Annotated in this window: 15 protein-coding genes and 5 tRNA genes; 15 read left to right on the top strand and 5 right to left on the bottom strand. The window is 53.9% G+C overall.

Annotated elements, in window-relative coordinates:
• The first annotated feature begins 54 nt into the window (after nucleotides 1-54).
• From LEPIL_RS08590 to LEPIL_RS08565, 6 genes are all read left to right on the top strand, one after another.
• Entirely contained in the window at nucleotides 55-1,620 is a 1,566-nt protein-coding gene (locus LEPIL_RS08590) for a cellulose synthase family protein (protein WP_002771868.1), read from the top strand.
• A 110-nt stretch (nucleotides 1,621-1,730) separates the two neighbouring features.
• Nucleotides 1,731-2,084 (top strand): PilZ domain-containing protein, encoded by a 354-nt coding sequence (locus LEPIL_RS08585; protein WP_002771866.1) that lies wholly within the window; start codon nucleotides 1,731-1,733, stop codon nucleotides 2,082-2,084.
• Between the two features lie 96 nt (nucleotides 2,085-2,180).
• Nucleotides 2,181-2,483: a hypothetical protein gene (locus LEPIL_RS08580; RefSeq protein ID WP_002771862.1), complete on the top strand. Its 303-nt coding sequence runs from the start codon at nucleotides 2,181-2,183 to the stop codon at nucleotides 2,481-2,483.
• On the top strand, nucleotides 2,480-3,634 hold the full coding sequence (locus tag LEPIL_RS08575; protein ID WP_002771860.1) for a ferredoxin family protein: 1,155 nt from the start codon (nucleotides 2,480-2,482) through the stop codon (nucleotides 3,632-3,634). Before LEPIL_RS08580 ends, LEPIL_RS08575 begins: the two co-directional genes overlap by 4 nt.
• On the top strand, nucleotides 3,631-4,431 hold the full coding sequence (locus tag LEPIL_RS08570) for a hypothetical protein (protein ID WP_002771858.1): 801 nt from the start codon (nucleotides 3,631-3,633) through the stop codon (nucleotides 4,429-4,431). Before LEPIL_RS08575 ends, LEPIL_RS08570 begins: the two co-directional genes overlap by 4 nt.
• A 5-nt stretch (nucleotides 4,432-4,436) precedes the next feature.
• Nucleotides 4,437-4,895 (top strand): PTS sugar transporter subunit IIA, encoded by a 459-nt coding sequence (locus tag LEPIL_RS08565; RefSeq protein ID WP_002771856.1) that lies wholly within the window; start codon nucleotides 4,437-4,439, stop codon nucleotides 4,893-4,895.
• Between the two features lie 138 nt (nucleotides 4,896-5,033).
• On the opposite strand, the gene LEPIL_RS08560 is transcribed toward LEPIL_RS08565, so the two are convergent.
• The 3 genes from LEPIL_RS08560 to eno are packed head-to-tail and all read right to left on the bottom strand — an operon-like array spanning nucleotide 5,034 to nucleotide 7,458.
• Nucleotides 5,034-5,642 (bottom strand): ClpP family protease, encoded by a 609-nt coding sequence (locus LEPIL_RS08560; protein ID WP_002771854.1) that lies wholly within the window; start codon nucleotides 5,640-5,642, stop codon nucleotides 5,034-5,036.
• Nucleotides 5,643-5,689: 47 nt separating this feature from the next.
• Complete coding sequence (locus tag LEPIL_RS08555; protein ID WP_002771853.1) at nucleotides 5,690-6,106, bottom strand: LPXTG cell wall anchor domain-containing protein; 417 nt, start codon at nucleotides 6,104-6,106, stop codon at nucleotides 5,690-5,692.
• Nucleotides 6,107-6,153: 47 nt separating this feature from the next.
• Complete coding sequence (eno, locus tag LEPIL_RS08550) at nucleotides 6,154-7,458, bottom strand: phosphopyruvate hydratase (RefSeq protein ID WP_040918509.1); 1,305 nt, start codon at nucleotides 7,456-7,458, stop codon at nucleotides 6,154-6,156.
• A 277-nt stretch (nucleotides 7,459-7,735) separates the two neighbouring features.
• Between eno and LEPIL_RS08540 the strand changes: the two genes are divergently transcribed.
• Nucleotides 7,736-8,266, top strand: a complete 531-nt coding sequence (locus LEPIL_RS08540; protein ID WP_002771850.1) for a hypothetical protein — start codon at nucleotides 7,736-7,738, stop codon at nucleotides 8,264-8,266.
• Between the two features lie 9 nt (nucleotides 8,267-8,275).
• Here LEPIL_RS08540 and LEPIL_RS08535 read toward each other — a convergent pair whose 3' ends face one another.
• On the bottom strand, nucleotides 8,276-9,328 hold the full coding sequence (locus tag LEPIL_RS08535; RefSeq protein ID WP_002771848.1) for an AI-2E family transporter: 1,053 nt from the start codon (nucleotides 9,326-9,328) through the stop codon (nucleotides 8,276-8,278).
• A 3-nt stretch (nucleotides 9,329-9,331) separates the two neighbouring features.
• Nucleotides 9,332-9,862: a cyclic nucleotide-binding domain-containing protein gene (locus LEPIL_RS22925; RefSeq protein WP_002771846.1), complete on the bottom strand. Its 531-nt coding sequence runs from the start codon at nucleotides 9,860-9,862 to the stop codon at nucleotides 9,332-9,334.
• Nucleotides 9,863-9,955: 93 nt separating this feature from the next.
• On the opposite strand from LEPIL_RS22925, the gene LEPIL_RS08525 reads away from it, so the two are divergent.
• The 8 genes from LEPIL_RS08525 (at nucleotide 9,956) to clpX (ending at nucleotide 14,158) form a co-directional block, all read left to right on the top strand.
• Nucleotides 9,956-10,027, top strand: a tRNA-Pro gene (locus LEPIL_RS08525).
• 2 nt (nucleotides 10,028-10,029) lie between these two features.
• Nucleotides 10,030-10,103: transfer RNA gene (locus tag LEPIL_RS08520), tRNA-Arg, on the top strand.
• A gap of 11 nt (nucleotides 10,104-10,114) precedes the next feature.
• Nucleotides 10,115-10,186: transfer RNA gene (locus tag LEPIL_RS08515), tRNA-His, on the top strand.
• 102 nt (nucleotides 10,187-10,288) lie between these two features.
• Nucleotides 10,289-10,370, top strand: a tRNA-Leu gene (locus tag LEPIL_RS08510).
• A 7-nt stretch (nucleotides 10,371-10,377) separates the two neighbouring features.
• Nucleotides 10,378-10,449 (top strand) — tRNA-Gly (locus LEPIL_RS08505).
• Between the two features lie 245 nt (nucleotides 10,450-10,694).
• Nucleotides 10,695-12,041, top strand: coding sequence for a trigger factor (tig, locus tag LEPIL_RS08500; RefSeq protein WP_002771844.1), 1,347 nt, complete (start codon nucleotides 10,695-10,697; stop codon nucleotides 12,039-12,041).
• Between the two features lie 54 nt (nucleotides 12,042-12,095).
• The gene (locus LEPIL_RS08495; RefSeq protein WP_002771841.1) at nucleotides 12,096-12,701 is read left to right on the top strand and encodes an ATP-dependent Clp protease proteolytic subunit; all 606 of its coding nucleotides are present in this window, start codon (nucleotides 12,096-12,098) and stop codon (nucleotides 12,699-12,701) included.
• A 110-nt stretch (nucleotides 12,702-12,811) separates the two neighbouring features.
• Entirely contained in the window at nucleotides 12,812-14,158 is a 1,347-nt protein-coding gene (gene clpX, locus LEPIL_RS08490) for an ATP-dependent Clp protease ATP-binding subunit ClpX (RefSeq protein ID WP_002771840.1), read from the top strand.
• The last annotated feature ends 22 nt before the right edge of the window (nucleotides 14,159-14,180 follow it).

Below are 14,180 nucleotides of genomic sequence, written 5' to 3'. Positions count from 1 at the left end.
AAAAAATTTGACAGATCGGTAACAGAGATCTCGTCTCAACTTACAGGAACCAATATGACAGATATTCTTGCCATCCTGCTTATCACTGTATATAGCATCGATATTATCGCTCTTTTCGTCTTCGGTATTCACACCTACATCATGGTCTACTTCTATCGTAAGAACCGTGATTACTGCTACTCCAACGTCGACCACGAGCCCATCGACCTGAAGCGCGTGAAGCCGGCCAACCTGCCCGACGTAACCGTTCAGCTGCCCATCTTCAACGAATTCTACGTCGTCGATCGTCTGATTGATGCCACCCTGAAAATCCAGTGGCCGAAGGAAAAGCTGCATATTCAGGTGCTTGACGATTCCACCGACGAAACGAAAGATAAGGTCTCGGGCATCGTCCGTGCTCTGAAGGCGCAGGGCTACCGAATCGAACATCTGCATCGTACGGACCGCACCGGACACAAGGCCGGCGCCCTCAAGGCCGGCATGGAGAAGAGCGAATCTGAATTCATCGCTATCTTCGATGCCGACTTCTTGCCTGCTCCCGATATTCTCATTAAAACCATCCCCTATTTTGCAGAGCCCGACGTCGGTATGGTGCAAACCCGCTGGGGTCACATCAACGACGACTACTCGATGCTGACGATGGCGCAATCGTTCGGTATCGACGGACATTTTGTCGTCGAGCAGGTCGCTCGAAACGGCGGCCGTATGTGGATGAACTTCAACGGCACGGCCGGCATCTGGCGACGTCAGTGCATCTATGATGCAGGCAACTGGCAGGCCGATACGCTGACCGAAGACTTCGATCTTTCGTACCGTGCCGAGCTGGCCGGTTGGAGATTCCGCTATTTCACCGACATCGTGAATCCGGCAGAGCTTCCCTCGACGATTGCCTCCTTCAAATCGCAGCAATTCCGCTGGTGCAAAGGCTCGATTCAGACGGCTGTGAAGCTGGTGCCGCGCATCCTGCGCTCATCGTTCAGCAAGAAGATCAAGGCCGAGGCCATCACACATCTTCTGAACTACTCCGTGCATCCGCTGATGGTGATCAACATCCTGCTTTCGCTGCCTCTGCTGCTTGTCGATCGCTGGACGTCGTTCAAGCTGAACAGCGTTTCGATTGCGGTGCTGTTTTTTGCCGCTACCGTGCTCAGCCTTTCCACGCTTGGCCCCACGTTTTTCTACATCTATTCACAGCGCGAGCTTTACAAGAACTGGAAGCGTCGCATTATCTGGATTCCCATCCTCATGATGATCGGAACCGGCATCGCCATCTCGAACACAAAGGCCTTTATCGAGGCTCTGATGGGCAAGAAATCGGCCTTCATGCGCACGCCGAAATACCGCATCGAGTCGAAAAAGGATGTGGTGAAAGAGCGTGCTATGTACCGTCAGCCGCTTGATACGCTGGTTTTCAGCGAGCTTCTGATGGGCATCTATGGCCTGGTGACCGCTTACTTTGCATGGGCCTATGAGAAACCTTTTATCATTCCTTTCATGCTGATCTATTCGGCCGGATTCCTCTACATCTCTGTCGGCAATATTCTTGAACGCATGCAGATCAATGCTCGCTTTGATATGCGCCTTTTCCAGAAGAAAGAAGAGGTCGTCGTTCACGATTGATGGGATGAGCCCGTCCCATCCTGAAACTCAGGAGAGCTGCAGGATCGACTCTAAGCCGGGCGTGCACGAAAATTTCTTGCATTCCCGGAAGGCGTCTTGCTCTTTACATCATGCCTGATTTCACCAGCGATGCGCAGCTGCGCGATCCTTCGAAGCAGAAGCGGCGTAATGCACGAATCGCCGTTCGTATAGAAGCGGAGTTTCGCATGGCAGGAGAGTCGGCCACACATCCGGCCGACCTGATCGATCTGGGAACGGGAGGGATCGGTCTGACGGCGCGCATGCCGCTTTACCCTGGCGACCGATTGATCCTGAGCTTTCGTCTTGAAGACCGCTATATTGAGGCGTCCGTTGTGGTCAGCCGGGCCAGCGGAAAGAATTTCGGGGTCATCTTTGAAGATCCGGACGACCCGGCCATCGGACACGTGCAGGATTATATTCAGAAGAAGTTCTTTGCGCGGTAGCCGGCCCGTTTTCCGTTTGACCGTATTGCGACCATCCTTTTTTTGATTCTGAGTACACGCGTTGAAAAAAATCCCTGCGGGGAGTGGAGAAGCTGAATGTCTGCTGGAGATAAAGTCTACTGCGCCAACTGCGCACACTGCATCGTCGTTCGCCAGTACGAAGCCGATCAGGATAAATACATCCTGCGGGTTCGCTGCAACAAAAAGATGTGGTCGAAACGGTCCGGAGAAGAGAAGCTTTACAAATACTTCACCGTTGCTCGTCGCATGATGCCGAATTGCGAGCATTATAAGGCGCTGGGCGATCTGCTTCCTTATATCAAGAATCTTAAGAAAGAGCTGCCCATCAAAGACGAGATCTATACCATCAAGAAGCCGACGACGAAACTACCGGCATGATCCTGCCGCTTTCTTTTTTCAGCCGATCGCCGGTTCTTCCGGAATTCCGTATCGCTGAAAGGGAATTCGTCAACCTTCATATTCCCCCCAGGCTGCTGCTTCCACTGAAGCGCGAGGCGATAACCTATGTGCCTGAGGGGGAATTCCCGCGTCGTGTGCAGGTAGGCGAGGTCCTGGCCAGAGCGCAGGGCTTTCCGCTGCTTGCTCCGCTGGCCGGTGCCGCTGATTTGCATTCTGATGACGTGATTCGCATTCGAGTTTCAGGCGCCCTGCATGCGGTGCGGATCGATACGCAGCCGCAGTTCGAGAATATGCAGGCCTTTCTGGATTTCTGCGACGCTCATGGTCTTTTCTATCTGGATGAATCGCCTGTTCCATTGTCGTCGGCGATACGCAGGGCCATCGAGGGAGCGAAATCAGGAAAGCTGCGGGCCTTTGTTGTCTCTGAGGCCGATGCCGAGCTGCCGCTTTACTGGAAGTCGGTTTTCGCAGGCCAGGGAGTGGAACGACTTCATCTCGAAGATTTGCTGCGAGGCCTTTTCCCTGGTGTTCATATCTTCAGAACGCAGACGGTCAGCGACCGAACGGATTTCTTTCATGCGCGGCTATTGCAACCCGCCGTCCTGATCAAAAAGGCATTGCGTTCACGGGAACTGCGCAGTCCACAGAGCTGGCTTGAAGACGGTGTGGTGTATCTTGCTCCTCCTGTCGTTCATGGCCTCATACGAGCTCTATTTCACGGCGAGCCCTTTACACATCGGCCGGTCGTTTTTCGTGACTTTTTGCGCAGAAAGGATACCGTTGCCCTTTTGCCTAACGGCTCTGTTCCGGCCGATGTCTTCGCTGATCGTCTGCCCGCGGACGGCTGGGAGGCGCCTGGCCAGCGCAACGAAAGCGCCGATTTCCTTGCCAGCTTCTCCATCGCCATCGAACGACATGCAGCGTTCTATCGCTTTCGCAGCATGAAAGGGCAGATCCCCTGTACGGGATGCCGGGCCTGTAACGATATCTGCCCTGTCGATGCCCGCCCGCTTTCTCTAATTTTTGATCAGAGGCGATTTGATCGCCGTAGCTGTTTTCAATGCGGGTTATGCGAACTCGTCTGCGAGGCGAACATTCCGCTTTCGTCCATGATCGGAGGCCTTAAGTGAGCCGGTTGCAGTATCTTTTCTTTTACCTGCTACCGGGTGTTTTCTTCTGGGCCGTTTCTCAGTGGCTGCTTGGTGACGATCTGATCGGTCGTGCGGGCCAGCTTCTCTTCTTTGCGATGGTGCTTCTACAGTACAGGCTCACTGCGCAGGATCAGCGAGGAAGCGTTCTTCTGCACGGCGCCGGCATCTATCTGTACGCCATCTATCTGCTGCCTCCCGGTACTGCGGGTCTTGTTCTCTGGACATTGCTTGCTCTCTTCCTGTTTCTTCCGGGATCGCTATTTGTCGGCTATCCTTACCGGCATCCGCTTATCCTTATCGTTTTGATCGGAGGGGGGGCAGGGGTTGCCTTCGGTCTGACCGATCCGCATCCTTTCTGGCTTTTCTCCGGGCCTGCTCCATTTGAGCGGATGCCGTATCTGGCCTTGATTCCGGCAGCTTATATGGTCTGGCGGGAGTCGGGCCATCTGCTGGAAATCGTCGGCATTGTCGCCGGCCTTGGAGCGACGCTATCGCTTTCAGGCGAGGGCGATCGACTTCTGTCCATACTTACAGGCCCGTATATCGCCCTGCTCATTCTGTATTTCAGCATGCCGTTTCGCAGCCGCTATCCGGGGTATGTACGCCCCGTCCTCGCCGGATTGCTGTTCTTTTTTCTCTTTCTACCGTCTCATGTTTTCTCGTTTTGGTTTCATTCCGGAGAGACCGCAATTCTCTGGCCTTCAGCGGCCTTTTTTGTTCTGCAAGACTGGCTTTCGGCTCCGCTTCACCGATTCTTCCGGCGAGCCATGTTTTAAACGTTATGAACCTGAAAGACATTATTCCAGCGGATCGTATCTTCCATTACTCTGAATCTCCGGCAGATAAATATGCGCTGCTTGAAGACCTGATGGATCGCACACTTGCCGGTACGGCATTTGTGAACAAGCGCGAGAAGATCCTTGAGGCGCTTCTTGATCGCGAGCGTTCGATGTCGACAGGCATCGGCTCGGGCATCGCCATCCCTCATTGCTCCACGCAGCATATTGAGGGCATGCTCGCTTCCATTGCCATATTGAATGAGAAGCTTCCTTTTGAAGCGGTCGATGATCGTCCCGTCGGTATCGTCGTGCTGCTTTTGCTTTCTCGCAACGATTTCGATCGCCATATCAAGACGCTGGCCGCCATCGCCCGCGCCTTCAATCAGGAAAACCTTCGCGATGCCGTAGCTGCAACGACGACGGCCGACGAAGTAGTGGCGCTTTTCGAAAAACTCGGCTAATTCTGCAAGCAAGTCAGGCGGTTCTTTTTTGACGACAGGATGCGACGACCTGGAGTCGTATCCTGCATACGACTCCAGGCGCAGTTCTTGTGGCCGACCGGCCAATCAATTTCCGGCGCTCAATGTCTGAACGGCCAGTCAGTAGCCTGGAAAGGCGGCATCGATCAGGCCGTATTCGATGGCCTCTTTCGTATTCATGTAGTTGTCGCGATCCGTATCACGCTCGACCTGCTCGATGGAGCGACCGCTTGCCTCGGCGATGATGCGGTTCAGCTCGTCGCGGGTCTTCTTGATTTCCTGGGCGTGGATCTTGATATCAACGGCCGGAGCGACGATCTGCCCCGAGATTAGCGGCTGGTGTATCATGATGCGGCTGTGCGGCCAGGCATAGCGCTTGCCCTTTGTTCCTCCGCAGAGAAGCAGGGCGCCCATACTGGCAGCCAGTCCCATGCAAACGGTGGAAACGTCTGACGAGATCATGTTCATCGTATCATAGATGCACATGCCCGATGTGATCACGCCACCGGGGCTGTTGATGAAAAGTGTGATGTCCTTTCCAGGATCGACGCTTTCAAGATAGAGAAGGCGTTCTACGATGTAACGGGCGGAAGAATCCTCCACCGCTCCCCACAGATACACATGGCGCTTCTCGAGAAAGTTCTTCTCGATCGCGGCTCGCGTGGGGGAAAATTCTTTTACGATTTCTTCGAGGTCCCGGCCAACGGGATTCGTGAGGAATTCCTGCATGGGATCAGGGAAAAGATAAGGCCACCGCACGGAAAGAAAAAACCGTATCAGACCTCGGTTTTTCTGCGTTTCAGGTAGAGCAACACCGCTCCGAGCTCGATAAAGACGGCCAGAAAGAGGAAAAAGAGCCGATTCTTCTCGATGGAGCTGACCGAGTCGGTCGACGTCGGAATGCGAGCGGGCAGATTCTCGAACTTGAAGAGCACGATCTCTTCGCTTCGCGTGATCGCCGGCGTATCGTCGGCATACAGAAAACGATCGTTCAGATCTCTGTATTCCTGCTTCAGATCGTCGATGCTGGCCTGAAGATGTTCCAGCTCGTTTTTGCGATCTCTGTAGGTCAGATATCCGGCATCACCGAGAAACGACAGATAGAGAAAGACGGCGATGGCAGGCCAGATCAGCGCGAAAAGCGGCGGTGCCGGCGAGAGCAGAATTGCCCGTATGCGTTCGCGTAAACTCATCGTAAATACCGGGCTGTTGCGCCGGGCCGAAGCCCGGCACTCAGATTTCAGCGACCGAGGTTATAGAATGCCTTATCGCCCGGATAAACGGCATATACGTCGAGATCGTCTTCGATGCGAAGAAGCTCGTTGTATTTAGCGATACGGTCGGTGCGAGACATCGAACCCGTCTTGATCTGACCGGCCCGCGTGGCCACGGCAATATGAGCGATCGTCGTATCCTCGGTTTCGCCCGAGCGGTGCGAGATGACGCAGGTCATATTGTTGCGCTGTGCGAGAGAGATCGTCTCAAGCGTTTCGGTCAGCGTTCCAATCTGGTTCACCTTGATCAGAATGGAGTTGCAGCTCTTTTCTTCGATGGCGCGGCGCAGTCGGGTCGGATTCGTAACGAGCAGGTCGTCGCCTACAAGCTGAATCTTCGAGCCCAGTTTCGAGTTGAGAAGCTTCCAGCCTTCCCAGTCGCTCTGGTCGAGCCCGTCTTCAATCGAGCGGATCGGGTATTTTGCCGCAAGGCCTGCCAGGAACTCGACCATACCGGCCGAATCCAGGGACTTGCCTTCCACCTGATAGGTTTTCTTCTCGCGATCGTAGAATTCCGACGAGGCCACATCAAGACCGATGAGCACGTTTTCGCCGGGACGATAGCCTGCCTTTTCGATAGCGCTGAGGATGACCTCGACGGCCTCGGCGTTGGAACCAAGGTTCGGAGCAAATCCGCCTTCGTCGCCGACCGATGTGGCCAGACCCTTATCGTGAAGCACCTTTTTCAGGTTATGAAAGATCTCAGCGCCACAGCGCAGCCCTTCTTTAAACGAAGTGAAACCGACGGGGATGATCATGAATTCCTGAAAGTCCACGTTGTTGTCGGCATGAGCGCCGCCATTGATGATGTTCATCATCGGAACGGGCAGCGTATCGGCCATCGGACCGCCAAGATAGCGGTACAGAGGAATCTTCAATGATTTTGCCGCTGCATGTGCGGAGGCAAGGCTGACGCCCAGCATGGCATTGGCGCCGAGGCGGCTTTTGTTTTCAGTTCCGTCGAGCTCGATCATACGCAGGTCGAGTTCTTTCTGTCGCAGAGCGCTCACGCCTTCTTCGATCAGAGCCGGTCCGATTGTGCTCTCGACGTTCTCGACGGCCTTCATCACGCCTTTGCCGAGGAAGCGCTTGCTGTCGCCGTCACGCAGCTCCACCGCTTCGTAGTCGCCTGTAGAAGCGCCGGACGGAACGGCAGCACGTCCGACTACGCCGTTTTCCAGTAGAACCTCGACCTCGACGGTGGGATTCCCACGGGAATCGATGATCTCCCGTGCCCGCACGTCGGCGATCAGAGTTTCATGTTCAAGCATTGCATCCATCTCTCTCTCCTTTCTTGCAGATCACATGACAGATCGTATCTGCTCAGCATCTGCTTTCGGGCTGCGCCCTGATTGGATTGTTTTTTCGATCTGAGAACGGACACAAGAAAAAACAGAGCAGAGATTTCCCGGATTCTGTCGCCTCCTGCAAGTGGTCGTCCTTTTTGATCCGGGCTTTTCTGTCGGAACGTCGGCTCGATTGCGTTTTTTATGTCCGCATAAAAAAAGATCTTGTCCCCGGTGAAAAATGTGATCTGCTTCAAATCAGATGGCACGGGAACTCCAGCTACAGGCGACTCCCGAAAATCGTCTTATCCACTCCGTCGACGAAACTCTGCACTCCTGGATGGATTACATCCGGTACTGTATGGATTCCGATTTCTACAGAGAGGCAAGACGAGACGGCATCTCGCGTCAGGATTCGGCTGTCCTGACCTTGCTCTGGACCTATCTGAGTACCTTCTCACTGCGGGATCGAGAGCGCATCAAAAATGACGTAGATTCCTTTTACTTTTACGCGAAGGGATTCTTGAACGAGCTATCGCCGTTCAGGTATAACAGAGGCGGCTACGATCCGACCATGCGCGCCGTCTTTATGGGTAAGATTCGCACCGTTTTAAAAGACGTAAAGGCTGCCGCCCTTCACGAAGAAGGCCGGGAAACCTACGAGTTTCTCTGCGCTATTGTACGCTACACGTCGTCCGAGGATTACATCTGTCGGGCCTACGACCTCTATCGCCGTTATCTCTTTCGCTTTCGTCCGAAGGTAAAGAGGCCTCGGGTCGATTTCCAGATCTGAGGCAGCTGATCAGATTACGCCGAACGATTTCAACGACCTGTACATCGTCTGAATGGTCATCACCATGATCCCGGCCAGAGGAAGCGCTATTACCATGCCGACGAATCCCATCCATTGCTGAAAGGTGATCACGGCGAGTACGGCAACAATCGGATGCACATCGACCGATCGCGCAAGCACGACGGGTTGCGTGAAGGCGTTGTCGACGCCCTGGCCGATGCCGATGACGATCAAGGCGGGCAGTAAAAGGCCGTTTCCCGTGAGCAGAGCGACGGCGACTACGGGAGCGGCCCCCATAGCAGGACCGACATAAGGGATGATGTTCACGGCGGCGGCGAAAAGAGCAAGTACCGGAGCATAGGGCAGGTCGATGATCCAGAATCCAGGAATAAAGATGCACGAGAGAATAGCGATCTGAATGGAAAGCCCCTTTAAATACGAAACGATGCCGTAACGGATCTGATGCGTGATCAGAAGCGTCATCTCGAAAAAGCGATTGGGCACGAGCGCCATCACTCCGCGAAAGATCTCGTCTCCCTGTAACAGAAAGATAAAAAGAACGATAGGCGTAATAATCGAATAGGTGATCAGGTTCGGAATCGAAGCAAGCAGGTTGCTATCTTTGACCGGGCCCAGAACAAGATCAACAAGCCAGGGGATGTCGATCTTAATCGTGCGATACGTATCGGGAAGAATGAATTCAAGCTTCTCACGAGCCGACTGAATCAGATCGGGCAGTATGTTCGCAAGCTGGCCAAGCTCTGCCGCGAATTTCTGCGCCTCTGCCGTCAGCGGTGGTATAAGCAGCGCAAGGATGACGTAGACGCCGCCGACAAGCAGAAGCAGTACGACCATGACGCTGAGCACGCGATTGATACCCAGACCTTCGAAAAAATCGACGGCGGGGTTAAGGAAGATCGAAAGCAGAAAGGCGATGCTGAACGGAACGGCCAGCTCTTTCAGCCCGTAAAGCAGGGACGCCAGGAAGACGATGACCAGAGCGAAGAAGAGGATGCGAACGCCATGCGTCGCAAGATCCATTTTTTTATCGTGAAGATCCATCGATCATTGCTCCTTTTCGCGCAATTGATTCAGTTCTTTTAGCGCATGGTCCAGGATTTCCGTCGTCGTGATCAGGCGGCGTCCTGTAACACGGGCGATATTGAGCAGCAGTAGATTCGATAGCCTTGGATTCCGTTTGATGATGACGTCGAGATCGGGGCGAAAGAAGCCCAGCATGCGGCTGTAACCGTCGCTGACGGCCGATGCCGTACGCGGCGTTTCTTCGAGAAGGGCCAGTTCTCCGAAGAAGTCGCCGTGCTCGAGCTCGGCCAGCGTCTCTTCGCGTCCGCTTCGCGCCGAATACACGCGTACGCGGCCTTCGAGAATGATATACATGCCGACGCCGGGCTCCGTAGCGCGAAAGATATGCTCGCCGTCTTTGAACTGGCGCATGTGGCATTGATCACGAATGACGCGAAGACCTTTCTGTGGAATGCTATCGAAAAGAGGAATCTCGCGCATGACGGCGAGCTCCTTCTGAAGCGGGCTTTCCTGGTCTTTTCGGATGGCGTCCCATAAAGGAAAGGATCTCATATCTTTTTCAATATCGGCGGTGGCGGCAATTTGCAGGATGCATTTGTTTTTTGGTGGACGGAGCGCCGCCCGGGCCGGAATTGACTGTAAGAGCGGGATGTAGCGCAGGGGTAGCGCATCTGGTTTGGGACCAGAGGGTCGTAGGTTCAAATCCTATCATCCCGAAGGCGCCAGTAGCTCAGAAGGATAGAGCAACTGCCTTCTAAGCAGTGGGTCGGGGGTTCGACTCCTCCCTGGCGCGAGACCGACATGGCGGATGTAGCTCAGTGGTAGAGCGCCAGATTGTGGCTCTGGTGGTCGCGGGTTCAATCCCCGTCGTTCGCCCATCCTGATTTTTTTCAGGAAGTGAATGTGATGGATCTGAAAAAGGATTGATCGCAAACACATGATGAAAAGTGTTGATCATCAGTTTGCACTGCGAGCGAAGCGAGCGTGGTGGAACTGGTAGACACGCCAGATTTAGGTTCTGGTGCCGTAAGGTGTGGGGGTTCAAGTCCCTTCGCTCGCAAAACCATGCGGGAATAGCTCAGCGGTAGAGCACCTCCTTGCCAAGGAGGGGGTCGCGGGTTCAAATCCCGTTTCCCGCTCATTACAGACTCGCAAGGGTCTGGAAGAAGCGATTAAAAAAGAATCGATGAATATGAAGGCCGGTTATCCGGCCTTTCTCATTTCTGCCTCATTATTGCCGTTTAAAGAGAGCGGGTACACGTGATGAGCGCAATTCTGCCGCTGTTTTTTAATTGTAGCTGTCGGTGCTTTCGAAAAGCTAACCATCACACGTTAAGACCTCAAAAGGCGTCTCTATTTCACCAATTTCACGGAAAGAACCTGCATGGAATACAAAGTTAAGAAGAAATCCGACACACAGGCCGTCGTTACGTTTACGGCTACGGCCGCCGATATCGAAGGCGCCTATGAGAAGGCCTATGTGAAGGCGGCGTCCAAGGTAAAACTGCCAGGATTCAGGCCCGGCAAGGCGCCGATCGATCTGGTGAAGAAGCATCTTGGCGATAGCGTTATTGAAGACGCCGCCAACATCCTTGTTATCGATGCCTATAACGATACGGTCGAAAAGCTTGATCCGTCGCCCGTAAGCCGCCCTTCCTTCAAGCTTGAGAAGTTCGAGCCCGGCAAAGGCGCTGAGTTTGAGGCCGAATACGAATTCCTTCCCGAGATCAAGCTCGCAAAATACAAGAAGTTAAAGGTCGAACAGGAGCAGCCTGAGTTCGAAGAGGCGCTCTATGAGCCTGTGCTGACAAAGATTCAGGAACAGAACGTCATCATGGTGCCGCGCGAAGGGCAACCCGTTTCTGAAGGCGATGTCGTTACTCTGAATCTTCAGATCGCTCAGGGTAAAAAAGAGTTATATAAGAATTCCGAGCTTGAGTTCGATACGGCTAAAGATGAGATCTTTCCCGGACTGAAAGAGGCCGTATCGGGCAAGAAGGTCGGCGACGCGCATAGCTATGAAGTCGACGTCGAGAAGAACTTTCCCGATCGCCGCTATGCCGGTAAGAAGGTCACCGTTTCGTTTGATACGGTCGATGTGCGCGCACGTGAGCTGCCTGCGATTAACGACGAGCTTGCCGCCCAGGCAGGTGAGTTCAGCACGCTTGCCGACCTGAAGGCCGACATTAAAAGCAAGATCCTTAAAGTGGCTGAAGAGCATCTGAAGGGCAGGGCTATGGACTCGCTGATCAAACAGATCATCGAGAAGAACCCCTTTGCCGTTCCCACTGCCCTTGTCGAAACGGAAGTGGAGCGCATCCTCGCCAACCTTTCGCGCCGCCTCGGCATTGAAGAAGGAAAGCGCATTTCTATCGAAGGCCTGGCACAGCTTACCGGCCGCACTGGCGAAGAAGTGAAGTCGGAGTACGAGGCCATGGCGCTTGAGAATATCAAATCGCGCATGGTCATTGACGAAACGGCTCGTCTGGAATCCATAGAGGTAACCGACGCCGATCTTGAGAAAGAGATTCGGGAGCGCCTGGTTTCGGCCGGTTATGAAGACGGTCCGATGCTTGACCGCATGGTGCAGGACGAAAACCTGCGAAGCGGCCTGCGCGACGAGATGAAGGTGAAAAAAACGCTCGACTGGCTCTATGAGAACGCCGAGGTGAAGAAAGGAGATAAAGTCTCCATCAAAAAGTTGATCGAAGAGGGCAAGATCCGTATTTGACGGATCGCCCATTCTTTGCTTCACTGATTCGAGAATCCAGACCCGGAGAGGACAATGTCTTATTACCCCACAATTTACGAGCAGACTTCCCGCGGAGAGCGTCCTTACGACGTGTATTCCAGGCTGCTGCGCGATCGCATCGTCTTCATCGGCCATCCGATCAACGACGAATATGCGAATTCCATTATCGCTCAACTTCTGTTTCTCGAAGCCGAAGATCCGCAGAACGATATTTACATCTACATCAATTCACCGGGCGGATACATCTCCTCCGGCCTTGCCGTCTATGACACGATGCAATACATCCGTCCTGACATCCGGACCATCTGCATCGGGCAGGCTTCAAACATCTGCTCTCTGCTTTTGACAGCCGGTACAAAAGGCAAGAGGTCGGCTCTGCCGAATGCGCGCATCGCCATGCATCAGCCGCTTGGGGGCGTGACCGGCCAGTCCCGCGATATCGAGCTCCAGGCGCAGGAACTGATCAACATCAAGGACCGACTGAACAACATCTACGCCCATCATACGGGGCGTCCGCTTGAGCAGATCGAGCGTGATACGGATCGTATGTTCCACATGTCGGCCGAAGATGCGAAGAATTACGGACTGATCGATACGGTTTTCGAATTCAACCGCAAGCGTGAGCCTGCCGTCGGCTGACTTTCTACTTGACCTCAGAGTGGAGACGTGATCCACTCTGAATTGCCGGGATCACGAGTGCGAACAGGCCAGAAATAGAAAAAGGCAGATCAGAAAAACCGGGTGGATTCATGAGTACGAAGAAAAAAGGAAACGGAAAAGAAAAGCTGCACTGCTCCTTCTGCGGGAAGGAACAGGATTCCGTGAAGCGGCTTGTGGCCGGTCCCGGTGTTTATATCTGCGACGAGTGTATTGAGCTCTGCAACGAAATCATCGCCGAAGAATCCGATCAGGACATTCAAGAAGGCGACGTATTCAAGAACCTTCCCCGGCCGAAAGAGATCAAAGACGTTCTCGACGAGTATGTGATCGGCCAGGAAGCGGCGAAGAAGGCTCTGTCCGTCGCCGTGTACAACCACTACAAGCGCATCGGCGAGAACCGCCGTAAGTCTGAAATCGAGCTCGATAAATCGAACATCCTTCTGGTCGGGCCGACGGGATCGGGTAAGACGCTGCTTGCGCAGACGCTCGCCCGTCTCCTGAAAGTTCCCTTTGCCATCGCCGATGCGACGGCTCTGACCGAGGCCGGTTATGTCGGCGAGGATGTTGAGAACATCCTGCTGCGCTTGATTCAGAACGCAGCAAACGATATCAAGCAGGCCGAGATCGGCATCATCTATATCGACGAGATCGACAAGATCTCGCGTAAGTCCGAGAACCCTTCGATTACGCGTGACGTGTCGGGCGAAGGAGTGCAACAGGCCCTTCTGAAAATCATCGAAGGCACTGTGGCTAACGTTCCGCCTCAGGGAGGGCGCAAGCATCCGCATCAGGATTTCCTTACGATCAACACGAAAAACATCCTCTTTATCTGCGGCGGAGCCTTTGTAGGCCTTGAGAAGATTATCGAGAAAAGACTCGGTTCGCGTTCCATCGGTTTTGATCGCCGTCCCGGAGACGCCGATCTGCCTACGAAGATGAAGCGCAGTGAAACGCTGAAGTATGTGCAGCCCGACGATCTCATGAAATTCGGATTGATTCCCGAGTTTGTCGGCCGTCTTCCCGTCGTCGCCACGCTTGCCGAGCTGGACGTCGAGACGATGAAGACGATCTTCACCGAACCGAAGAATTCGATCTACAAACAGTATCAACGTATCTTCGAGATGGAAGACGTGAAGCTGAAGTTCACCGATGAAGCGATCGATGCCATAGCAAAGAAGGCCATCGAACGAGAAGCGGGCGCTCGTGGACTTCGCTCTATCGTCGAGCATATCATGATGGATCTTATGTTCGAGATCCCCTCCCGCGAAGACGTCGAGCAGGTGATCATCACCCCCGGCGTTATCGAGAAGCAGGAAGGCCCGGTGCTCATCTACCGCAAAGAAAACGGTAAAGAGAACGGCCGGGAAGGCGGAAAAGAGAGCGACCGTAAAAAAGCCGCCAGTCGCGAAACCGAAGACAGCAAGGAGTCGGCCTGAAAGGCCGGCTTTTTCTTTTGAA

The sequence above is a fragment of the Leptonema illini DSM 21528 genome, from assembly GCF_000243335.1.
GTDB lineage: Bacteria > Spirochaetota > Leptospiria > Leptospirales > Leptonemataceae > Leptonema > Leptonema illini.
The sequence above is the reverse complement of the archived record's forward strand: the minus strand, read 5'-3'. Positions and strand labels throughout refer to the sequence as shown.